Source organism: Pseudomonas sp. NS1(2017), assembly GCF_002269425.1.
GTDB lineage: Bacteria > Pseudomonadota > Gammaproteobacteria > Pseudomonadales > Pseudomonadaceae > Aquipseudomonas > Aquipseudomonas reactans.
Genome location: NZ_CP022960.1, coordinates 5158654 through 5181078, shown reverse-complemented (window position 1 = coordinate 5181078; position 22425 = coordinate 5158654). Strand labels below are relative to the sequence as shown.

The following is a 22425-nucleotide window of genomic DNA, read 5'->3' as shown; positions in this document are numbered from 1 at the left end:
CGTCAACCGGCCAAATCATGCATCCGACAGTACTCGTCCCAGCTCAACCCCGCCATCTGCGCCACTTCCTTGTGTACTTCAAGGCGTTGGGTTTCAAACGCTTCGGGGGACTCGGCGGTCAGTTTCAGGGTTAACTCCCAGGCAAACAGGCCCTGGCGTTCGGCCTCGGCTTCGAAGGCCTCGTGCAGCCGTTCGGCGCGGTAGTGCGCCAGGGTTTCACCCTTGGCTTGTGCGACCAGCGGGTTCAGGGTATCGAGTTCTGCAGCGACGTCGGGGTGTTCGTTGAGGAACCTGTTCAATGCCAACTGGTGGTTATCGCCGGGTGGTGACAAGGGCTTACTCCATTCGATGGCCGGGCTTTGGATTATGGCGGTGAGTAAAAACAATAGCAGGTAGGTCCTCAGTGCCGAAGCAGATTCGGTCAGTGGTCCGCGTAAGAAAATTCAATTATTTTAGAAAATCTAGGGAATTACCTGTCATCCATTACGGAAAAAACATCAGGGTGAATGGCAAAAGGCTTTCGCTCACTGTGCCAGCACGTGTAGCGTTAACTCTGTGTTTCCGGCCCTGCCTTCCAGGGACAGTGGGTGATGGGCAGAGGGATGGGTCATGGCGCAAACGCTGTTCAAGCTTTTCTTCACCCAACGTCTGGCTGCCTTGGCCAGCACTGAGTCTCTTCGAGCGATTCGCGAAGGTTTATTGTGGATCCTGCCATGCCTGTTGGTGTCGGCAGGCTTCCTGATCCTGTCTGAATGCGCGCGGGTGCTGGGCTTCGATGCGCAAGTGGTGGCGTTCCTCGCCGGCTTGCATAACCAGATCAGCTCCGTGATCCCGCTGCTGGTCGCTGCGTCCATCGGTTACATGCTGGCAATCCAGCATCGTCTGCCACAACTGCCGGTAGCGTTCTTGTGCCTGGCCCATGTGGTGGTGGCAACGTTTATCCTGCGTGAATATCCACGGGCTTCGGCCACCTTCGTCCTGTTTATAGCGATTGCCTCGCCGTTGTTGAATGTGCCGGCAATTGCCTGGCTGCACCGTTACCGCTGGACTCGGTTGGTCAATGAAGACTTGGTAGGCCACAACCTGCGGGGCACCATCAATATGGTGATACCGGGCGCCATCACCGCGCTGTTGTTGGTGGTGGTGCTGTCTTTGCTGCTGCAGATCCCTTATGTGGCGCAGCTTCAAGGGCCCCAAGTGCTCCATGCCCTGGAGTCGCCCTACGGCAGTGGCCTGTTTGTGACCCTGATGAATTCGCTGCTGTGGTTCTTCGGCATCCACGGTGTGTATGCGATGCAGCCGCTGTTCGATGTGTTGGACCAGGCCGTGGTGCTGAACAATGCGGCGTCGGCGGCGGGCGAGCCGATCAAGTACATGCTGAACAGCGGCTTGTTGGGCAGCTTCGCGTTTATCGGCGGTTCGGGCGGAGCGTTATGCCTGTTGCTGGCGATCCTGCTGTTCTCCAAGAGCCAGTCCATGCGCTTGTTGGCGATGGCGAGCCTGCCGCTGTCACTGTTCAACGTCAGTGAAGTGCTGTTGTTCGGTTTGCCGATCATCCTTAATCCGCGCTTGTTCATTCCCTTTCTGGTCGTGCCCGCGTTGAATGCCATGGTGGCGTTGACAGTGGTGCAGATGGGCTGGGTCTCGCCGGCGGTGGTCAGCGTTCCGTTCACCGCGCCGGTGTTGCTAAATGCCTACCTGAGCACGCATGGCGACCTCGCGGCAGTGGCGCTGCAACTCGGGCTTCTGGGCCTGGGCACCCTGGTGTATGCGCCGTACGTGCGTGCCATTCATCGCCAGGCCGCTGAAGGCGGTACGGTCTACCTCAAGTCCCTGGACATGACCTTCCGAGGACTTGAGGAAAAGGGCCGGCTGCGTGAACTGGACTCGGTGCTCGCGTCCCACAAGACCCTGGCGCGTCAGGCCAATGAACTGAGCCGCATCCAGCAAATCAGCGACTACGAGTTCTACCTCGAATTCCAACCACAAGTCTCGACCCGCACCGGCCTGTGCGTCGGCTGTGAAGCCCTCATGCGTGCCCGAGATGCCCAGGGCAAGGTGCATTCGCCGTGGGAGTTCCTGCAATGGTTGGCCCAGGCGCGGTTGATGCCCGACGTGGATGTGTGGGTAGCGTCCCAAGCGGTGCGCCAATACCAGAAGTGGCAGAAGCTCGGCTTTGCCCTGCCGATGACCATCAATATTTCCAGCGCGACCCTGACCGACGCCGCCTACGGAGAGCGCCTGGTAGAAATCCTGGCCCAGGCCCACGGGCAAGTCTCCGTGGAAATCACTGAAGATGCATTGGTCAACGATATCCAGGTTACGCGCCAGACCATCCAGAAGCTGCAAGCCATCGGCGCCAAGGTCTATATCGACGACTTTGGCACCGGGTTTTCGGCCTTGAGTTACCTGCATCAGTTCCCGGTGGATTTCATCAAGATCGACCGCAGTTTCGTGGTGGCCCAGCACGACCCCAAAGGTGCCCAGGTCATGACTGGCATGCTGCGCTTCTGTGAGGCGCTGAACCTGGGGGTGGTGGTGGAAGGCGTGGAGACGGCCGAGCAGTTGGCCTTCCTGAACACCGGCGCCGAATTGATCATCCAAGGCTGGTATTTCAGCAAGGCACTGCCGGGGGACAAGTTGGAAGGCTTTGTGCGTGAGCGCGCCGCGTTGGCGCAAGCCTAATACCCGCGCTGGGTCCGCTCGATGTCGTCGACCAGCTTGTCAATCCCGGCCAGGCGGGCACGGTTGTCGTGGTCCCAGGGATGAAATCCGGGTTTGAAGTAATGCAGCCACGGCACCAGCATTCGTGGGAAAACACCCTTGGGCCCATACAGAAACTTCAGCATTCGCCAGAAGCCTTTCAAGTGCCCGCCGGACGTGCGGTCGGCGATCAGCAGGCGCAAATGGAAGTCGAGCACCACCAGCCAGAAAAACACCGTAGTGGTGAGCATGGTTCCGGTGCGCAGCAGATAGCGCTTAGGCCCGGGCTTGATCACGGTGTTCCAGACATCGAAAGCCACGGCCTTGTGTTCGGTTTCCTCCAGGGCGTGCCAGTACCACATTTGTTGATAGCCCTTGAGTGACTCGCCGAAGCGGGACGGGTCACTCAGCAGGATCTCGGCCAGCATCGCTGTGTAGTGTTCAAGGGCAATGGTCACGGCCAGGTTGAAGGACGCGGGCAGGTGTTTTTTCTGCAGGTCGAGGATGAATTTCAGCCGACGGTCCAGGGTATGCGCGGGCAAGCCGGCGGCTTGCAGCAGATCGTTGTAGGCCACGTGTTCGCGGCTGTGCATGGCTTCCTGGCCGATAAAACCCTGGATCTCTTTCTTCAGCGCAGGGTCGTCGATGCGTTGACGGTAGTGGCGCACGCTGTCCATGAAAAACAGCTCGCCCTGGGGGAACAGCAGCGACAGGGCATTGAAGAAGTGCGTGATGAACGGCCCCTGTTCATGCCAGTCCTTGATGCGCTCGGCGGGCAGGGCGAAACGGATGTCACGGCGGATCGGCAACATAATGCGTGCTCCTGTTCAGAGACGGGGCTCGTCGTTGGTTTCAAACACCGGCGTGCGTGGCTTGGGCGCCATGCGTTTGCTGGCGAACACCACCAGGGCTTGATAGGCCGCCGGCAGGCAGCGGGCGAGCAGGTCGAGGCAATACGCGTCGCGGCCGATCAGCACGCGACGTTTGTTTTTGCGTACGCCGTGCAGGATCACCTTGGCGGCCTGGTCGGCATCGGTGATAAACAGTTTTTCGAAGTCGGCGCGGGCCTGTTGTTCGCTGTGGATCAGGAACCCGGTCATGTTGGCGTCGATACGGCTGCTGCGGCAGATATCGGTGCGAATGCCGCCAGGGTGCACGCAGGTGGCGGATACGCCGCAACGCTGCATATCCAGTTCCTGGCGCAGGGATTCGGTAAAGCCGCGGACGGCAAACTTGGTGGCGTTGTAGCCGCTCATGCCCGGTTGGGCAAACAGGCCGAACACGCTGGAGGTGTTGACGATATGGCCGTCGCCTGAGGCTTTCAGGTACGGTAGAAACGCCTTGGTGCCGTGGACCACGCCCCAGAAGTTGATACCGACGATCCATTCCAGGTCGGCGTAGTCCACGCCCTCCACCGTGCTCGACAGCGCCACCCCGGCATTGTTGAACACCAGGTTGACTTGGCCGTGATCGGCCACGCAGCGCGCAGCCCAGTCCTCCATGGCCGTGCGATCGGACACATCCAGTACCTGGGTGGTGATCAACACAGGTGCCAGGGTCGAGGTCTTGATCAATGCCAATGTCTGTTCCAGCCCTTGGCTGTTTTTGTCCGCCAGCGCAAGGTGGCAACCCTCTCGCGCCAAGGCCAACGCCAGGGCGCGTCCCATGCCGGAGGCGGCGCCGGTAATGGCCGCCACGCGGCCGTTGAATGACTTCATGACAGGCTCCCTTCGGCAGTGGAGTGGGGCGTAGGCACGGGGCGGCTGGGCGCATTGACCGGCACCAGGCAGGCTACGTAGTCCTTGAGCGCGAACTGGCGGGTGACGCGTTTGAAGCGCCAGGTCGAGCCCGGCCACAACGTGGTGTTCTTGCCCGTGCGTGGGTCCAGGTACCAGCTTTGGCATCCGCCGGTGTTCCAGATGGTGCGCTTGAGCTTGGCTTGCAGTTGTTGGTTGTAGGCGCCTTCCACGTTGGGTTTGACGTCTACGCTGGCGATGCGATGCCGCTGCATTTGCTCAAGCGCGTCGAGGATGTAGGTCACCTGGGCTTCGATCATCAGGATCATCGAGTTATGCCCCAGGCCGGTGTTGGGCCCGACAATCAGGAACAGGTTGGGATAGCCGGGCACTGTGGTGCCCTTGTAGGCATGTGCGCCGTCTTGCCAGGTGTCCATCAGGTCTACGCCGCCGCGCCCAATGATGCAGTCGCGGGGCAGGGGATCGGTGGCCTGGAAGCCGGTGCCGAATATCAGGCAGTCGGCCGGGTGCTTGATACCGTCAGCGGTGATCACACCGTCGGCTTCGATGCGCAATACATTGTCGGTGACCACCTCGACATTGCTGCGCGACAGTGCGGGGTAGTAGTCATTGGAGATCAGCACGCGCTTGCAGCCGATGGTGTAGTCCGGGGTCAGGGTCTTGCGCAGGGAAGGGCGCGCTACTTGTTTGTGCAGGTGGCGCAGGGCGATTTTCTGCACCATCTTCATCAGCCTTGGGTGCAGGGCAAAGCCGACCACACGGCCTTCCAGCGCCCAGTAAAAGGCGCCACGTACCAGCCGTTGGGTGAAGGGCAGGTGCTTGAACAGCCAGCGTTCGGCAGGCGAGATCTCCCGGTCGGGCTTGGGCATGATCCAGGGTGGAGTGCGTTGGAACAGGTCCAGATGAGCGACCTGTGGTGCGATCTGCGGCACGAACTGGATGGCACTGGCGCCGGTGCCGATCACCGCCACGCGCTTGCCCCTCAAGGAGTATTCATGGTCCCACTGCTGGGAGTGGAAGCGCTTGCCCTTGAAACTGTCGAGCCCCGGAATATCCGGCAGCGCCGGACGCGACAAGCCGCCCATGCCCGACACCAGTACCCGTGCGCTGACCTGGCGACCATTGCTGAAGCGCAATTGCCAGCGCTGGTGCTGCTCATCGAATACCGCCCGTTCAAGGCCCATGCCGAACCGCAAGTAGGGCGCTAGCTCGAAACGCGTGGCGCATTGCTCCAGGTAAGCGCGGATCTCTGCTTGCGGCGCGAACTGCCGAGTCCAGTCCGGGTTGGGCGCGAAGGAAAACGAATACACATGGGACTGCACATCGCAGGCGCAGCCAGGGTAGTGGTTGTCACGCCAGGTGCCGCCAAGGGTGTTGGCCTGTTCGGCGACAAAGAAGTCGGTGAACCCGGCTTCCTTGAGTTTGATCGCCATGCACAGGCCGGCAAAGCCGGAGCCGATGATGGCGATGTCGATTGAGTCGCTCAGGGCATTCATAAGCATTCCTTCATGGGCATCGGGTGTGCTCCTTTTCTTGTTGTGTCTTTTAGATAGAACACCATTGCAAAGAAAAATTGAATTACTTATTTTAAAAAAGATTTTAAATAATCTACCTGAAAATATCGCCTACGCTAGTCTCAGGTTCCTCATGTGCGACTTGTCCGACGGATAGCCGCGACGTTCAGGTCCGTGGTTTGGGCGATAGCTGAGGCTCGATCAATTCCGGTCGGGTCGACAGCAGCAGGGAAGCAGAGGACCGAGCTATGGCTGTTGAATGGGTTATCGCTGCGGCTGTTTTCATAGGCGCGAGCGCCGTTTTATGGGGGTTCAGCGCGTGGATGACACGACGCATTGAAGCCGCCGTTCCGAACAACGGGCGCTTTGTGGAGGTGAATGGCGAGCGCTTTCATTATTACGAAGAGGGCAAGGGCCCACCGTTGGTGATGATTCACGGGCTGATGGGCAGCAGCCGCAACCTGACGTATGCGCTGTCCGGGCAATTGCGTGAACACTTCCGGGTGATCACACTCGACCGTCCTGGGTCGGGTTACTCCACACGCCATATAGGCACCGCTGCGGACCTGCCGGCCCAGGCGCGGCAAGTGGCAGCCTTTATCAACATCCTGGGCCTGGATAAGCCCCTGGTGTTGGGGCATTCCCTGGGCGGTGCGATTTCCCTGGCGCTAGCCCTTGACCATCCCCACGCAGTGTCGGGGTTGGTGTTAGTGGCGCCGCTGACCCATCCGCAACCCACCTTGCCCCTGGTGTTCTGGTCACTGGCGGTACGGCCGGCTTGGCTGCGGCACTGGGTATCTCACACGCTCACGGTGCCCATTGGCCTGTTGACACGCCGTGCGGTGGTCAAAGGTGTGTTTGCACCCGACAACGCTCCTGACGATTTCGCCACCCGGGGCGGCGGACTGCTGGGGATGCGCCCCGGCAACTTCTATGCCGCATCCAGCGAGATCGCCCGGGTCAATGACGACCTGCCGCAGATGGTCAAGCGTTACCCGCAACTGACGTTGCCCATCAGCCTGATCTATGGCGCGCAAGACAAGGTCCTGGACTTTCGCAAACACGGCCAGGCCCTGGCCGACAAGGTCCCAGGCCTGAAGCTGCAGGTGGTGGAGGGGCGCGGGCACATGTTGCCGATCACCGCCACCGCGCGGGTGGTGGAGGCGGTGCAACAGTTGGCCAAGCGTGCGCGGCCTGCGCAAACCGCTGCGATCCTGCATCCGCCATTTGCCCTGGCAAGCAAATAATCGTGGCCCTCATTGCGGGTTGTACCGTCCGAAACGCTTGCCGTAGAGACCTGACCAAGCGGCTGAAAAAGAGACTGCCTGGTCACATAAAAAAGGCCTCGAAAAAGTAGTTGACGACCTAACGATTCCGCGCTATTTCTTAAAAAAATATTTCAATGTTTAATTTGAAATGATTTTTGAAATGCCTAAGAGCGAATAAAAATGAAAAAAACGTCTTTTATCGCATGGTTGATTTCTCGGAGCATTCAACGCTCCCTGAACCTGCTGTCTTCTGCCCCGCAACGGTGGCTGCCATGAATCAGACTTTGGCAGCTCCAGGCACCTGGACCGACGGCAAGCGTCACCTGTGGTGGTTGGGCATCATGCCCTTGGCCACGCCTTTGCTGTCTGGTGCACTGGCCATCACCACCGGTATCCAGCAACTCTGGTGGGTCGGCGTGCTGGTGATCTTCGGCCTGATCCCGCTGATCGATGGCATGCTCGGTGAAGACGTGAGCAACCCGCCCGAATCCGCCGTCAGCCACCTTGAATCCCAAAGCTACTACCGCTGGATCGTCTACACCGGCGTGCTGTTTGTGATCTCGTCGGTGGTGATCACCGGTTGGCTTGCCGCCGGCGGTATCGAGTGGATCATCCAGGGTGGACTGTTACAGGCTGCCGCGAACCTGGAACCGTCCAGTTGGCTGTCCCGTGCGGCCAGCTACCTCACTGCGCGCACGCAACTGCATGGCGAGGTGAGCTGGTTCACTTACCTGGGCATGGCCATGTCGACCGGCGCCGCTACCGGCATCGCGATCAACACCGCCCATGAGCTGGGACACAAACCCAATGCGCTGGAAGTGTTCCTGGCCAAGGTCACCCTGGCGCCGACGTTCTACGGGCACTTTTATACCGAGCACAACCGCGGCCATCACGTACGTGTCGCCACGCCGGAAGATCCAGCCAGTTCGCGACTGGGGGAGAGCTTCTGGGCTTTCCTGCCACGCTCGGTCTGGTTCAGCGCCCGCTCGGCGTGGAACCTGGAGCGCGAACGCCTGCGCAAGCTCGGACTGCCTGCCTGGCACTGGCAAAACGGCGTGCTCAGCGCCTGGATGTACAGCGTAGTGCTGTGGGGCGCGATGATCGCCTGGCTGGGGTGGGCGGTGGTGCCGTTCCTGATCATTCAGGGCATCTACGGGTTTTCGTTGCTGGAAGTTGTGAACTACGTCGAACACTACGGCCTTAAACGTCAGAAGTTGCCCAATGGCCGTTACGAGCGTTGTTCGCCACGGCATTCATGGAACAGTAACCGCATTGTTACCAATATCTTCCTGTTCCAGTTGCAACGGCACTCCGATCACCATGCCAACCCCACCCGTAGTTATCAGTCGTTGCGTCATTTTGATGAGTCGCCGCAACTTCCCTATGGTTACGCGAGCATGATTGTCTGGGCGTATGTGCCGTACTTGTGGCGGCGGCGAATGGATCACCGAGTGTTGAACCATTATGCCGGGGATATCACCCTGACCAATCTTCAGCCCTCACAACGGTTGAAGTACCTGGAGAAGTACAGCAACAGCGCCAAACCGTTTTAAGTTCAAGTAACACATTGTTTGCGTACTCGGGGCCTGCGTGCCGCGCAGGCCTCTATCGCTCGGGATTTTCCAGATCGGTTGCCAGAAAGTTGTTTGACCCGAACAAAAATAATTAAAGGGAAGGACGTACACCATGCAAGCACCTGCCAAATTCACCACACATATCGTATTGGCCGCGCTGGGCCTGATCGCCTATCACCAGGCCCAGGCAGCGCGCATAGAACCCGCCGGCAGTGCGTTTACCGCCCAGGGCCCCATCAGCTTTTCCAAAGGCGCGTTGATCAGTGCCGACTGCACCATCAAGGTGGCCGGCAAAGTGGCGGCTGATGGTTCATCGGTCAATGTCGATAAAGTCGAATTCGATGGTGGCCTCAAGTGCAGCCGGGTGGAAGCCATCAACTTGCCGTGGATCCTGGTCGCCAAGGATACCAAAAGCGGCTCTATGTCGAAGATCAGTGTGGATGTGCACGCGTTTGGTCTGGGCGGCAAGTGTGGGCCCTCAACGGCCGACGGCACCTGGGATAACGCCACGGGTAAGTTGGAAGCCGCCAACGTCCCGATCGGCGAAGACTGCAAGATCAAGACGGTGTCGATCAAGATGCCGCCGAACTTCAAAGTTGTTGAATAAGCGTTCGATGTTGTTTCGGTAGTTGAATTGAGATTTGGCTGGAAAGGGAAGTTCTGCAGTTACACCGTGACCTCTCGATCATGGCCATTACCCCTGGCGAAATGAATTCGCCATAACATGTGAGGAAAAACAATGAAAAGCTTGAAAACTCTCGTGTCGTTGACTGCTTTGACTGTTTGCATGGGTGCTGCTTCCATGGTGAATGCCGCTACCATTTCTCCTCCTGGCGCGGGTTTCACCACGCCCGCAGGTGCTATCACTGTTACATCGCCTGCGTCGTTCGGGGCGCCCGTGGCTTGCACCATCGTCTTTACCGGCAGCGTGGCTGCGAGTGGTGCCAACGCTTCGATCACCGGTGCCACTGTGAGCGGCTCCAACCCACTTTGCGGTGTGCCAGTGTTGCTGGGTTTGCCATGGACCTTGACCGCCTCCACCGCCACCGGGCCTGACACCTTTGCAGGCACTGTTTCGGGCGTGAACTTCAAGATCGTCAGCAACTGCGCAAGCGCTCCCGCCACCATCAATGTGGTCTACAACAACAGCACCCACACCATCACTGTTCCATCGGCACAAACCGTCGGCAGTTGCAAAATCACTGCGCTGACCGCGACGCCAACCCCAACGCTCACTGTCAACCCTTGATAGGCGTGCGCTTGACGTGATGATCACACGTTGAAACGCAAGTGCCCTGCAAAGGGCACTTGTTAAGGCAAGCCAAGACGGTGATTCCGGCTGTGGTGGATAAAAATAATAAGGAGTGGAGCATGAATAATAAGAAACAACAGGCCCAGGCGTTACTTGGCCTGGCGTTGTTGAGCGGGTTTATGGTCGCAGCCGGGCCCGTTCAGGCTGGCGGGTACTCGACTCCTACATTTGGCGCGCAAGGCTGGGGCCGTGCGTTTGGCGGTGGTTCACTGTTCAAGAATGACCCTTCTTCAGCCTATAACAACCCGGCCGCCATGGCGTTCATTGACCAAACCATCGCGCAGCAGAACGTTATCTATGCGCGTATCAATATCAAATTCAAGGGAAATGCCTATGACTACAAAGGGGACCCGACGTCCTCCGGGGTCATGGACGAATTCGGCGGTGTGACCTCCACGCCGCGTGAAGGCAATGGGGGGGAAGCGGGCTTTACGGCTTGGTTGCCCACCGGCTTCCTGGTGATACCCATCAACGACCGTTTCAGTTTTGGCTTGAGTCAGGTCGTTCCGCAGGGCATGAAGTCCACTTGGGATCAGGATTGGAAAGGCCGTGACTTTGCCGTTGACACCAAAATTGAAACCGTAGGGTTGACCGGTTCGCTGTCGTTCAAGGTCAATGACCAGTTTTCTATTGGTGCAGGTGCCATTGTTCAGCACAGCACAGGGTTCGTGAGCCAGAACGTCGACCTGTATGCGGCGGCGGCGGTCTCGCCGGGGCTGGGTGGTCTCGGCATCCCGTTCCCATCGGGGGTAGGGCAGTCGCTGATGCGCGTCAAGGTCGATAACACCTCGGTGGGCTGGTTCGCCGGCCTGGCCTGGAAACCCACTGAGAAAGACACGCTGGGTTTCAACTACCACGCCAAGATCAAGAACAAAATGGAAGGCAAATACAACATCTATGCTGATCCAGGCAGCAGGCTGCTGATGACCGATGCCGGAGGGGATGGCTTGACGCTGGTCGAGCGTGCTTACCCCGGCCTCAAACTGTTTCCGGACGGCGCGAACGCATCCACTCAGTTGGACATTCCGGCCACCGCCGCCATCGACTGGGTGCATGTGTTCAACGACCGATTCAGCCTCGGCGCCAGTATGCTGTGGACCCAATGGTCGTCATTCAAGGCGCTGACCCTGAAGTCCGATGGCAATACCATCGTATCGATTCCCTACAAGTACCGGGACGTCATGATGTATTCCCTGGGGGGCGACTATAAGCTTACCGATGACTTCACCGTGCGCGCCGGTGTTGCCTATGACCAGACCCCCACCCGCAATTCCACGCGTGACCCACGTATCCCCGACGGCGATCGTTACTTCGCTTCTCTTGGCTTTGGCTACGATATCAAGGCCATCCCCGGCTTGAGTATCGACGGTGCCTACTCACGGCAGTTTGTCGAGCAGGTGAAACTCAAAACCGTCAACGTCGACCGCCTGGGCGCGGCGCGCCTGGATGGCAAAGTCGACAGCAAAGGTGAGGTTGTCAGCCTGTCGGCTACTTACAAGTTCTAATGCATGGGGTGGTGGAGCAGTCAGTCAGCGCATCTTGCTGTTGCTCCGCGGGTTTACCGCATCGACGGGTCGCCCATGCGACCCGTTCCAATTCCAACGGCCCACTGAAATCTGGCTGACCGGTTCAGCGGTTATTTTTTTTGCCCGTTAATTAAATAAAAATTTAAAATATTATTTTAATTTTTGTTCCCGAGTTTGTAAGGTGGTTTTACGTCGCGGGTCATTCCGACCTGCCGCACCTAAGCCTTGCCCTGAATCAAGTAGAGGTATCCCATGGTTATCTGGTTATTGGTGGGTTTCGCAGCTGCGATTGCCCTGGCGTATCGACAGGCCGTTGCCCTTCACTGGTTGGGTGCAGGCCTGGTCTGGCTGGTAGCGGGTTACTGGCTCAACGTGGTTGCCGGGTTCGGCGCCACTGTCGCGGCGATACTGGTGGTCGCGCCCGCGCTGCTGATGACGATCAAACCCCTGCGCCGCACCCTGCTGACCAGCAAGGCCTTGGGCCTGTTTCGTACGATCATGCCGGCAATGTCGGACACTGAGCGCGCCGCCATCGAGTCCGGCACCGTGTGGTGGGACGCCGAGTTGTTCAGCGGCAAGCCCGACTGGCAGCGCTTGCTGCAAGCCGCACCGGCCAGCCTGAGCGCCGAAGAACAAGCCTTCCTAGATAACGAAGTGGAAACCCTGTGCGACATCGCCAACGACTGGGAAACCACCCAGGTGTGGCAGGACATGTCGCCCGAAGGCTGGCAATACACCAAGGAGGCCGGCTTCCTCGGCATGATCATTCCCAAGCAATACGGTGGCAAAGGCTTCTCCCACTACGCGCACTCGCAGGTGGTGATGAAGCTGTCGACGCGTTGTTCGGCGGCGGCGATTTCGGTGATGGTGCCCAACTCCCTGGGGCCAGCCGAGTTGCTGTTGCATTACGGCACCGATGCCCAGCGCAATTACTACCTGCCGCGCCTGGCGCGGGGTGAAGACATCCCGTGTTTTGCCCTGACCAGCCCGTATGCCGGTTCTGATGCTGGGGCGATTCCCGACCTGGGCATCGTCTGCAAAGGTACCCATGAAGGCGAGGAAGTCCTGGGCTTCCGTGTGACCTGGGACAAGCGCTACATCACCCTGGGCCCGATTGCCACGGTGCTTGGCCTGGCGTTTCGCGCAGAAGACCCGGATGGGTTGCTCGGCGCTGCCGGTTCACTCGGTATCACGTGCGCGCTGATCCCGACGTCCCATCCGGGCGTGAACAGCGGCCGCCGTCACTGGCCGCTGAACGCGGTATTCCAGAACGGTCCTACTACCGGCAAGGACGTCTTCATCCCGCTGGAGTGGGTGATTGGCGGCCGCGAGCAAGTCGGCAACGGTTGGCGCATGTTGATGGAGTGCCTGGCGGCCGGCCGTGCGATTTCCTTGCCGTCGGCCAACGTCGGCCTGGGCAAGGTGGCGGTGCGTGGCACCACCGCCTATGCCGCGATGCGCAAACAGTTCGGCCTGCCCATCGGCAAATTCGAAGGCGTGCAGGCGCCCTTGGCGCGCATGGCTGGGCATCTGTATGCCTGCGATGCGGTGCGCAAGGTGTCGGTGGCGTCCCTGGACGCGGGTGAGAAACCGTCGGTGATCTCGGCGATTGCCAAGTACCACGTCACCGAGCGTGCGCGGATCATCGTCAATGACGGCATGGACATCGTCGCCGGCAAGGGCATCTGCATGGGCCCCAACAACTTCCTGGCCCGTGCCTACCAGCAAAGCCCCATTGCCATTACGGTGGAAGGCGCGAACATCATGACGCGCTGCCTGATCATCTTTGGTCAGGGCCTGATCCGCTGCCATCCCTATGTATTCCGTGAGATGGAAGCGGCGCGCAATCCGGACAAACGTCAAGCGCTGGAAGCCTTCGACAGCGCCATGTTCGGCCACGTGAGCTTTGTGCTGGCCAATACCGTCCGTGCTGCGGTGCATTCCCTGACAGGAGGCCGGTTGATTTCTGCCCCGGCCAAGACCGACCCCGCGCTGGCGTCCTACTACCGCCAGGCCCATCGCCTGTCAGTGGTGCTCGCGCTGATTTCGGACATTTCCATGGGCGTGCTGGGCGGTGCCCTCAAGCGCAAGGAAAGTATCACCGGGCGTTTGGGCGATATTCTGTCGCAGCTGTACATCCTGTCCTGCGTGCTCAAGCGTTTTGAAGACGACGGCCGGCCCCAGGCGGATCTGCCGCTGGTGCACTGGGCGGCCCAGGATGCGTTGCTGCGGGCCCACGAAGCGCTGGCGGAAGTGCTCGATAACTACCCCTCGAAACCTGCCGCAGCGGTGCTGCGTGGCCTGACGTTCCCGTTCGGTATCCCACTGCGCAAGCCCTCGGATCGTCTGCTGGCCCAGGTGGCTGACGTGGTGCAGACACCGGGCGAAACCCGCGACCGCTTGCTGGCCAATTCCTACATCCCGCGTCCGGAAATCGACAAATTGGCCTACGGCGAACTGGGTTTCCGTCTGTTGCCGCAGGTCGAGTTGATTGAGGCGCGACTCAAGTCCGCTGTGAAGCAGGGCCTGATCGAACCGATGCCTATCTCGGCCACCGCCTTCACCGCCTGGCGCGTCAAGGCGCGGGCGCTGGACCTGATCAGCGACGACGAAGACACCTTGCTCGGCCGCTACGTGGAATACGCCGACCACGGCATCCAGGTGGATGACTTCCCGCAGGACTTCGGATTGCTGGAGGCGTTGCAGCAGCGCAAGCAAGCGCTGGAGCCTGTGCCAAAGCGCCGAACCGCCCAAGGTGAAAACGCCTCGGTCAATTAGGAGAAACACGGTCCAAATGTGGGAGCGGGCTTGCTCGCGAATGCGGTGCATCAGTCGATGCATTGGCTGACTGAAACGGTGCATTCGCGAGCAAGCCCGCTCCCACACTGATCGGGTTTACAGCCAAGACAGCGTTGTGAGTAGAACTACCTATGAGTGACAGCTACCTTTCTTTCGTCAATTCCGCCTGGGGCCGTCGCCTGGCCCAGGCCATCGGCTTGCCGCAACCCCTGCCACTGCAACGCCACCGCAGCGGCCAGCAGGGCTTGGTCAACCCGGTGATTATCGCCGGGGCAGGGCGCCTGGCCGGCGAGGTGCAGCGGATTTTCGCGGCAACGGACACCGTCAGTGCCACCCCGGCCACGCTCAAGGCGCCGTCCACGGTGAAAGTGCAGGGCGCCGTGTATGACGCCAGCGCCGTGGCCGACCTGCACCAGTTGGACGAGCTGTATGTGTTCTTCCACGCCAACGCCAAGCGCCTTGGCCACCATGGCCGCGTCGTGGTGCTCGGCACCGCACCGGAGCATTGCCAGGATTTGCCCCAGGCCATCGCCCAACGCGCCCTTGAAGGGTTGGTGCGCTCGCTGGCCAAGGAATTGCGCCGGGCGATCACCGTGCAGTTGATCTACGTGGCGCCGGGTGCCGAAGACGCGCTGGACAGCAGCTTGCGTTTCTTCCTATCGCGCCGTTCGGCCTATGTGTCGGGGCAGGTGGTACGCCTGGAAAAACCGGTGGACGGCCCAGTCACGGTCAATTGGGACAAACCCTTCGCCGGCCGTCGCGCCCTGGTTACCGGCGCCTCCCGTGGCATCGGCCTGGCGATTGCCCAGGTGTTGGCGCGGGACGGCGCCCACGTGGTGTGCGTGGATGTGCCCCATGCCCAGGCAGCGTTGCAACAGGCGGCGGACAGTGTCGGCGGTTCGGCGCTGCCCCTGGACATCACCGCGACGGACGCAGCCGCACTGCTGCAGGCCCATGTCAGCCAATACGGCGCCTTTGACGTGGTGGTGCACAACGCCGGGATCACCCGTGACAAAACCATCGCCAAAATGACCGAGGCCGCGTGGCGCAGCGTACTGGCGGTGAACCTCGAAGCGCCGTTGCAGCTCAGCATTGCGTTATTGGACTGCCAAGGCTTGAATCCTGGAGGACGAATTGTCTGTGTCTCGTCGATTTCCGGCATCGCCGGTAACCTCGGACAAAGCAATTACGCCACCTCCAAGGCCGGTGTGATCGGCCTGGTGCAGGGCCTGGCACCGCGTGCGGCGGCGCAGCAAGTGACGGTGAATGCGGTGGCGCCGGGGTTCATCGAAACCCAGATGACCGCCAAGATCCCGCTGATGATCCGTGAGGCCGGGCGGCGCATGAATTCGCTGTCCCAGGGCGGGCAGCCGATCGACGTGGCCGAAACTATCGCCTGGCTGGCGCATCCGGCGTCCGGCGGGGTCAACGGCCAAGTCGTACGGGTGTGCGGCCAAAGCCTGCTGGGAGCCTGAGCCATGGACTACGTGACGCAGATCATTGACCCGCCGCCTTCACGCACCCGCTTGCTGCTGGACGGCGTGCGCGCCTTGCGCAAGCCCAAGCTTGACGGTGCGCCTGTGCTGCCCACGGAACGCCTGGTGCGTTCGGCAGTGGCGTTGTCTGCCGCCGACATCGCCGCCTATGGTCGTGCCTGTGGTTTTCGCTGCGAGCAGGGTGTGCCGCTGTCCTATCCCCATGTGCTGGCGTTCCCTTTGCACTTGATGCTGCTGACGCGCCCCAGCTTTCCGTACCCGGCCAGCGGCATGGTGCACCTGGCCAATCGCATCCGTCAGCACCAACGCTTGCACGAAGACCAGGCGTTGCGCATTGAGGTGTATTGCGAGCGCTGGGTCGCCCATCCCAAGGGCCAGGCGCTGAGCATCGCCACCCGTGCCTACGGTGCCGACACGCTGGTGTGGGAAAGCGATAGCCTGTACCTGCGCCGGGACGTCAAGGACCCGGTTGGCGAACCTTGGGGTGACGTGTTGCCCTTGCAGGAGGCGGGCTTGTTGCGCACCCAGCGCTGGGTGTTGCCCGCCGACCTGGGCCGGCGTTTTGCCAAGGTGTCAGGGGATTTCAACCCGATTCACACCTCGGTGATCGGCGCCAAGCTGTTCGGCTTTCGCCGCGCCATCGCCCATGGCATGTGGACCCTGGGCCGTGCGCTCGCTGCCCAGCAACCGCCCGGTGGCCTGGACCAGGCCGAGGCCCATTGTGACTTCAAGCTGCCGATCTTCCTGCCCGGCCAGGTCGCGCTGTGGAGCCACCCGGTGACCAGCCCGCACCGCGAATTCGAAGTGCGCAATTTCGCCGGCGACAAACCCCATATGCGTGGCCTTTTCATCTGGAAAGAGAACCTGGAATGAGTGACTACAGCTTCAACCCGGCCCCGGTCCGCCGCGTCGCGATCATCGGCGGCAACCGCATCCCGTTTGCTCGCTCCAACACGGTGTACGCCCACGACAGCAACCAGGACCTGCTGGTCGCCGCGCTACAGGGCTTGGTCGACCGCTACAACCTGCACGGCCAACGCCTCGGTGAGTTTGCCGCCGGTGCGGTGATCAAGCACTCGCGGGATTTCAACCTGGCCCGTGAGTCGTTGCTGTCCACCACCTTGTCGCCGGATACGCCGGCCTACGATGTGCAACAAGCCTGCGGCACCGGCCTGGAGGCGGCATTGCTGGTGGCGAACAAGATTGCCCTCGGGCAGATCGAGGTGGGCATTGCGGGGGGATCCGACACCACCTCCGACGCGCCCATCGGTATCAATGAATCCCTGCGCCACACCTTGCTCGCAGCCAATCGTGCCAAGGGCATGGGCGACAAGTTGAAGACGTTGCTCAAGGTCCGGCCCTCAATGTTCTTCAAACCACTGTTGCCGCGCAACGGCGAGCCGCGCACTGGCCTGTCCATGGGCGAGCATTGCGAAGAAATGGCCAAGCGCTGGCAGATCAAACGCCTGGCCCAGGATGAGCTGACCCTCACCAGCCACCAGCGCCTGGACGCGGCCTACAAGCGCGGCTTCTTCGACGACTTGATCAGCCCCCATCGCGGCCTGGCCAGGGACAACAACCTGCGCGCCGATGCCAGCCTGGAAAAGCTCGCTGGCCTGTCTCCAGCCTACGACCGCCAGAACGGCACCCTCACAGCCGGCAACTCCACGCCCCTGACCGATGGCGCCTCGGTAGTGCTGCTGGCCAGCGAAGAATGGGCAGCCGCCAACGGCTGGCCGGTATTGGCCTATCTGCGCACTGGCGAGACAGCGGCGGTGAACTTCGTCGACGGCACCGAAGGCCTGCTGATGGCACCTGCCTATGCAGTGCCGCGCATGCTCCAGCGCGAAGGCCTGAGCTTCAAGGATTTCGACTTCTTCGAGATCCATGAAGCTTTTGCGGCCCAGGTGTTGTGCACGCTCAAGGCCTGGGAAGACCCCGATTATTGCCGCGAGCGCCTAGGCTTGGAAGCGCCTCTGGGCACCATCGATCGCGCGAAGATGAACGTCAACGGCGGCTCGCTCGGCTGCGGCCATCCCTTCGCCGCCACCGGTGGCCGGCAGTTGGCGGCACTGGCCAAGATCATCCATGAGAACGGCGGCGGGCGCGGCCTGATTTCCATCTGCGCGGCCGGCGGGCTGGGCATTACCGCCATCATCGAAAAGTAGCGCTATCCAAAACAACAATAAGGACACTGCCATGAACGCTGTAAGCCTGGAACAAGCCGAACGGATCTGGTTGAACGCTTACCTGCCCGGCGTCCCGGCGGATATCGACGCCGCTATCGAGGACTACCCGTCGCTGCGCGAGGTGTTCCTGGAGCACCTGGAAAAATTTCGCGAGCGAGTGGCGTACGTCAGCATCGGCACCGAAATGACCTACGCCGACTGGCAGGTGCAAGGCTATGCCTTTGCCGCGTGGCTGCAGGGGCAGGGTGTCAAGAAAGGTGATCGTGTGGCACTGATGATGCCTAACTGCCTGCAGTACCCGATCTGCCTGTTGGGTACCATCCTGACCGGCGCGGTTGTGGTCAACGTCAACCCGCTGTACACCTCCCACGAACTCAAGCACCTGCTCAAGGACAGTGGCGCGGAAACCGTGGTGATCTTCGAGAACTTCGCCCACACCCTGGAAAAAGTCATCACCGGCAGCAGCGTCAAGCGTGTGGTGGTCGCGGCCATCGGCGATTTGCTCGGCACGTTCAAAGGCGCAGCGATGAATTTCATCCTGCGCCGTGTGCAAAAGCAGGTGCCGGCGTTCAACCTGCGCGGTTCGCTGCGCTTCAACCAGGTGCTGAAACAGGGACGGGCGCTCACTCATTTCCCGGTGGAGATGCACCTCGACGACCTGGCTTTTTTGCAATACACCGGCGGCACCACCGGCGATGCCAAGGGCGTGATGCTCAGTCATCGCAATATCATCGCCAACCTGCTGCAAGCCAAGGCCTGGGTTGGCGACCAACTGGACCAGGACAAGCAGGAAACCAACGTCACCTTGTTGCCGCTGTACCACATCTTTTCCCTGACGGTGAATTGCCTGATGTTCATGTGCCTGGGCGGGCGCAACATCCTGATTGCCAACCCACGGGACGTAAAGCGCGTGCAGATGATCCTGCGCAAGGAGCGCTTCAACGGGATTGCCGGGGTCAACACCTTGTTTAACGGCCTGCTCGAGAACAAGGAGTTCTGCGCACGGGACTTTTCCGACCTGCGCATGGTGATCGCCGGCGGCATGGCCACGCACACGGCGGTGGCCAAGCGCTGGAAGGAAGTCACCGGGCTGCCGATCATCGAAGGCTACGGCCTCACCGAATGCTCGCCGGTGGTGAGCATCAGCCCGATCAACATTGCGCGCATGCGCGAGATGGAATTCACCGGCAGCATCGGCGTGCCATTGCCCTCGACCTGGGTGCGGTTTATCCGCGAAGACGGTGAGTTGGCTGAGGTTGGCGAGCAGGGCGAACTGCAAGTGCGCGGGCCACAAGTGATGCAGGGCTACTGGAAGCGTCCGGAGGCCACTGCCGAGGTGCTGGATGCCGAAGGGTGGCTGTCGACCGGTGATATCGGCGTGATGGACACGCGCGGTTATATCCGCCTGGTGGACCGCAAGAAGGACATGATCCTGGTCTCCGGCTTCAACGTGTACCCCAATGAAATCGAGGACGTGGTAGCGCTGCACCCTGGTGTGGCGGAAGTGGCGGCGATTGGTGTGGAAGATGGCGTGACCGGGGAGAAGGTCAAGATCATCGTGGTGCGCAAGGACCCGAGCCTGACCCAGGAGCAGATTCTTGCGCATTGCCGGGAGTACCTGACGGGGTACAAGGTGCCGAAGTACGTGGAGTTCCGTACCACTGAGCTGCCGAAGACCACCGTCGGTAAAGTTCTGCGCAGGGCACTGCGCTAATTTGAAGGTTCAGGTGATCCAAATGTGGGAGCTGGCTTGCCTGCGATAGCGGTGTACCTGTTACACCGCCATCGCAGGCAAGCCAGCTCCTACAAAGTTCTGTGGTGGATTTTAGAGTGAGTTCACGGTTACCCAGCGCTCCTCTTTGGCCGCCACGCGAATCGCCGTCGCCAACCGCTCCACTTCCCACGCTGCCTCAAAGTCAGTGCCATCCGCACCTTGACCGGCCAACGCCAGAATCAACTCCTGCACCTCCAGGGTTTTCAACTCGTTGTACCCCAACTGATGCCCCGCCGCTGGGCTGAACGCCGCATAACCGGGCAGGGCAGGGCCTGCGAGCACACGCTGGAACCCGTCCTGGCCGACGCGACACAGCTGCAATTCATTCAAGCGCTCCTGATCGAATGCCAAGGTGCCTTTCGTCCCGCTGATTTCGAAACTCAGGTGGTTCTTGTAGCCCTGCTTGAGCCAGCTGCTGCTCACCGTACCGCGTGCGCCATTGGCAAAACGCAGCAGGGCGTGCACTTGGTCATCCACAGCAATCGATTTAAGGTCGGTGCTGCCTTTGACGGCAGGGCGCCGGGCGTGGACGGTCTGGGTGTCGGCACACACACTCACTACGTCGCCCACTAGATAGCGCGCCATCGACAGCAAGTGACTGCCCAGGTCCGCCAGGGCACCGCCGGCATGCTCGACTTCACAACGCCACGACCATGGTGAGGCCGGGTCGGCCATGAAATCTTCGCTGAACTCGCCCTGGAAGCTGATGATCTCGCCCAACTCGCCGCTGGCAATCATCTGCCGCGCCAGCGTGATCATCGGGTTGTGCTGGTAGTTGTAGCCCACCCGCGTCACCACGCCCGCAGCACTGGCGGCGCGGCGCATGGCGTCGGCCTGTTCCAGGCTCACGGCCAGGGGTTTTTCGCAGTACACCGCCTTGCCCGCCGCGATAGCCGCCATGGCCATGGGGTAGTGCAAATGATTGGGGGTGGTGATGGCGACTACGTCGACGTTGGGATCATTGATCAACGCCTGCCAGTCGCCATGGGCCTGGGCAAAGCCCCAATCCTTGGCGCAGCGGTGGGCGCGCTCGGTGTCGGCGTCGGCCAGTGCTGCCAGCTTGAGGTGTACCGGCAGTTCGAATACCGCACGGGCGTTATTGAAGGCCAAGGCGTGGGCGCGCCCCATGAAGCCTGTGCCGATCAAGCCGATTCCGAGTTCACGCATCGCCGTGGTCCTTTGGATTATTGTTTTCAGGAACACTATTAATGGAATAAAAATTCCCGCATTTCAATAGATGGAATAAAAATTCATTCATGCCTCGCCGATCACTCCAGCGAATGCAGCTATATTCAGCCTCTGACGAAAGGGCGTCAGTTAACAAAAGATAACGTAGCGCCGATTGTCAGACGATTCGAAAGCCCGATAGGATGGCCCCTGCTTCCTCCAGGCGCTCTAGATTGCAGGTTTCAAGGCCCCGGAAGGCAGCGATAACAATAATAAATGGGAGAAAGGTCTATGAGTGAGCCTGTCATGGGTTGGGTTGTCTGCCGCCCACGCGCCGCACGCAGGGTTGCGATGCTGGCCGCAGCGCTCTCGCTGTTTGGCGCTGTTGTGTTACCGGCAGCCGTCCAGGCCGCCAGCGACACCTCGTTTGCGATTGAATCCCCCAAGGCCGCCAAAGGCCTGATGATCGATGTGGTCCACGCGGGCAAGCGCCTGGTGGCGGTTGGTGATCGCGGGCACATCCTCTATTCCGATGATCAGGGCAACACCTGGACCCAAGCCAAAGTCCCCACTCGACAGTTGCTCACGGCAGTGTTTTTCGTCGATGACAAGCAGGGCTGGGCGGTGGGCCACGATGCGCAGATTCTTGCCAGTTCCGACGGCGGCGCCACCTGGACCCAGCAGTACCAGGACCTCAAACGCGAAGCCCCGCTGCTCGACGTGTGGTTCAACGACGCCAACCACGGCCTGGCCGTCGGCGCCTACGGTGCGTTGATCGAAACCACCGACGGCGGCAAGACCTGGCAAGACGTCAGCGACCGCCTCGACAACGAAGACCAGTACCACCTCAACGCCATTGCCCAGATCAAGGACGCCGGCCTGTTCATCGTTGGCGAGCAGGGCAGCATGTTCCGCTCCAGCGACGACGGCCAGACCTGGGAAAAACTCGAAGGCCCCTACGAGGGCTCGCTGTTTGGTGTGATCGGCACCGCTCAGCCGCACACCCTGCTGGCCTATGGCTTGCGCGGCAACCTGTACCGGTCCACGGATTTTGGCAGCACCTGGGAGCAAGTTGAACTGAACGCTGCGCGGGGAGCGCTGGAGTTTGGGTTGTCGGGCGCGACCTTGCTGGAAGACGGCTCGATTGTCGTGGTCGGCAACGGCGGCAGCGTGGTGGTCAGTCATGACGACGGCGTGACCTTCAGCGTGTTCAACCGTGCGGACCGCATTTCGCTTTCGTCCGTCACGGCCGCAGGCAATGGCAACTTGATTCTGGCCGGGCAGGGGGGCGTTCGCGTCGCTAAAGCCGATGGCGCCGAACCGACAAAACAATAAGAAGGCGGGGA

At 60.6% G+C, this 22425-nt stretch carries 17 protein-coding genes; 12 read left to right on the top strand and 5 right to left on the bottom strand.

Features of this window, described 5'->3' with window-relative positions:
- Positions 1–2: 2 nt before the first annotated feature.
- Positions 3–332, bottom strand: a complete 330-nt coding sequence (locus CI807_RS24105; protein WP_095016528.1) for a DUF6388 family protein — start codon at positions 330–332, stop codon at positions 3–5.
- A 277-nt stretch (positions 333–609) separates the two neighbouring features.
- On the opposite strand from CI807_RS24105, the gene CI807_RS24100 reads away from it, so the two are divergent.
- Positions 610–2685, top strand: coding sequence for an EAL domain-containing protein (locus tag CI807_RS24100; protein ID WP_095016527.1), 2076 nt, complete (start codon positions 610–612; stop codon positions 2683–2685).
- Here the strand turns inward: CI807_RS24100 and CI807_RS24095 are convergent.
- From CI807_RS24095 to CI807_RS24085, 3 genes are read right to left on the bottom strand one after another with little or no spacing between them, the layout of a single operon-like run.
- Complete coding sequence (locus CI807_RS24095; RefSeq protein WP_095016526.1) at positions 2682–3515, bottom strand: metal-dependent hydrolase; 834 nt, start codon at positions 3513–3515, stop codon at positions 2682–2684. The genes CI807_RS24100 and CI807_RS24095 overlap by 4 nt on opposite strands.
- 15 nt (positions 3516–3530) lie before the next feature.
- Complete coding sequence (locus CI807_RS24090) at positions 3531–4421, bottom strand: SDR family oxidoreductase (RefSeq protein ID WP_095016525.1); 891 nt, start codon at positions 4419–4421, stop codon at positions 3531–3533.
- Positions 4418–5956: an NAD(P)/FAD-dependent oxidoreductase gene (locus CI807_RS24085; RefSeq protein WP_095016524.1), complete on the bottom strand. Its 1539-nt coding sequence runs from the start codon at positions 5954–5956 to the stop codon at positions 4418–4420. Before CI807_RS24085 ends, CI807_RS24090 begins: the two co-directional genes overlap by 4 nt.
- Positions 5957–6222: 266 nt before the next feature.
- Between CI807_RS24085 and CI807_RS24080 the strand changes: the two genes are divergently transcribed.
- From CI807_RS24080 to CI807_RS24035, 10 genes are all read left to right on the top strand, one after another.
- Positions 6223–7221 (top strand): alpha/beta fold hydrolase, encoded by a 999-nt coding sequence (locus CI807_RS24080; RefSeq protein ID WP_095016523.1) that lies wholly within the window; start codon positions 6223–6225, stop codon positions 7219–7221.
- Between the two features lie 293 nt (positions 7222–7514).
- Positions 7515–8795 (top strand): alkane 1-monooxygenase, encoded by a 1281-nt coding sequence (locus CI807_RS24075; protein ID WP_016980195.1) that lies wholly within the window; start codon positions 7515–7517, stop codon positions 8793–8795.
- Between the two features lie 133 nt (positions 8796–8928).
- A complete protein-coding gene (gene praA / locus CI807_RS24070; protein WP_016980194.1) occupies positions 8929–9423 on the top strand; it encodes an alkane oxidation protein activator PraA in 495 nt (164 codons plus the stop codon).
- A 132-nt stretch (positions 9424–9555) separates the two neighbouring features.
- The gene (gene praB, locus CI807_RS24065; protein ID WP_095016522.1) at positions 9556–10065 is read left to right on the top strand and encodes an alkane oxidation protein activator PraB; all 510 of its coding nucleotides are present in this window, start codon (positions 9556–9558) and stop codon (positions 10063–10065) included.
- A gap of 122 nt (positions 10066–10187) precedes the next feature.
- Entirely contained in the window at positions 10188–11633 is a 1446-nt protein-coding gene (locus CI807_RS24060) for an outer membrane protein transport protein (RefSeq protein WP_095016521.1), read from the top strand.
- Positions 11634–11906: 273 nt separating this feature from the next.
- Positions 11907–14432 carry an acyl-CoA dehydrogenase gene (locus tag CI807_RS24055; RefSeq protein WP_095016520.1) on the top strand — a complete coding sequence of 842 codons (2526 nt, stop codon included), beginning with the start codon at positions 11907–11909 and terminating at the stop codon, positions 14430–14432.
- Between the two features lie 152 nt (positions 14433–14584).
- Positions 14585–15928, top strand: a complete 1344-nt coding sequence (locus CI807_RS24050; protein ID WP_095016519.1) for a 3-oxoacyl-ACP reductase — start codon at positions 14585–14587, stop codon at positions 15926–15928.
- Positions 15929–15931: 3 nt separating this feature from the next.
- On the top strand, positions 15932–16822 hold the full coding sequence (locus CI807_RS24045) for a MaoC/PaaZ C-terminal domain-containing protein (protein WP_095016518.1): 891 nt from the start codon (positions 15932–15934) through the stop codon (positions 16820–16822).
- Positions 16819–18117, top strand: a complete 1299-nt coding sequence (locus CI807_RS24040; RefSeq protein ID WP_095016517.1) for an acetyl-CoA C-acetyltransferase — start codon at positions 16819–16821, stop codon at positions 18115–18117. The genes CI807_RS24045 and CI807_RS24040 overlap by 4 nt, the downstream gene beginning before the upstream one ends.
- Positions 18118–18148: 31 nt before the next feature.
- Positions 18149–19852 (top strand): AMP-binding protein, encoded by a 1704-nt coding sequence (locus CI807_RS24035; protein ID WP_095016516.1) that lies wholly within the window; start codon positions 18149–18151, stop codon positions 19850–19852.
- Between the two features lie 111 nt (positions 19853–19963).
- Here CI807_RS24035 and CI807_RS24030 read toward each other — a convergent pair whose 3' ends face one another.
- Positions 19964–21079 (bottom strand): Gfo/Idh/MocA family protein, encoded by a 1116-nt coding sequence (locus tag CI807_RS24030; protein ID WP_095016515.1) that lies wholly within the window; start codon positions 21077–21079, stop codon positions 19964–19966.
- 306 nt (positions 21080–21385) lie between these two features.
- Here CI807_RS24030 and CI807_RS24025 point away from each other — a divergent pair, with 306 nt between their 5' ends.
- Positions 21386–22414 carry a YCF48-related protein gene (locus tag CI807_RS24025; RefSeq protein WP_177409644.1) on the top strand — a complete coding sequence of 343 codons (1029 nt, stop codon included), beginning with the start codon at positions 21386–21388 and terminating at the stop codon, positions 22412–22414.
- The last annotated feature ends 11 nt before the right edge of the window (positions 22415–22425 follow it).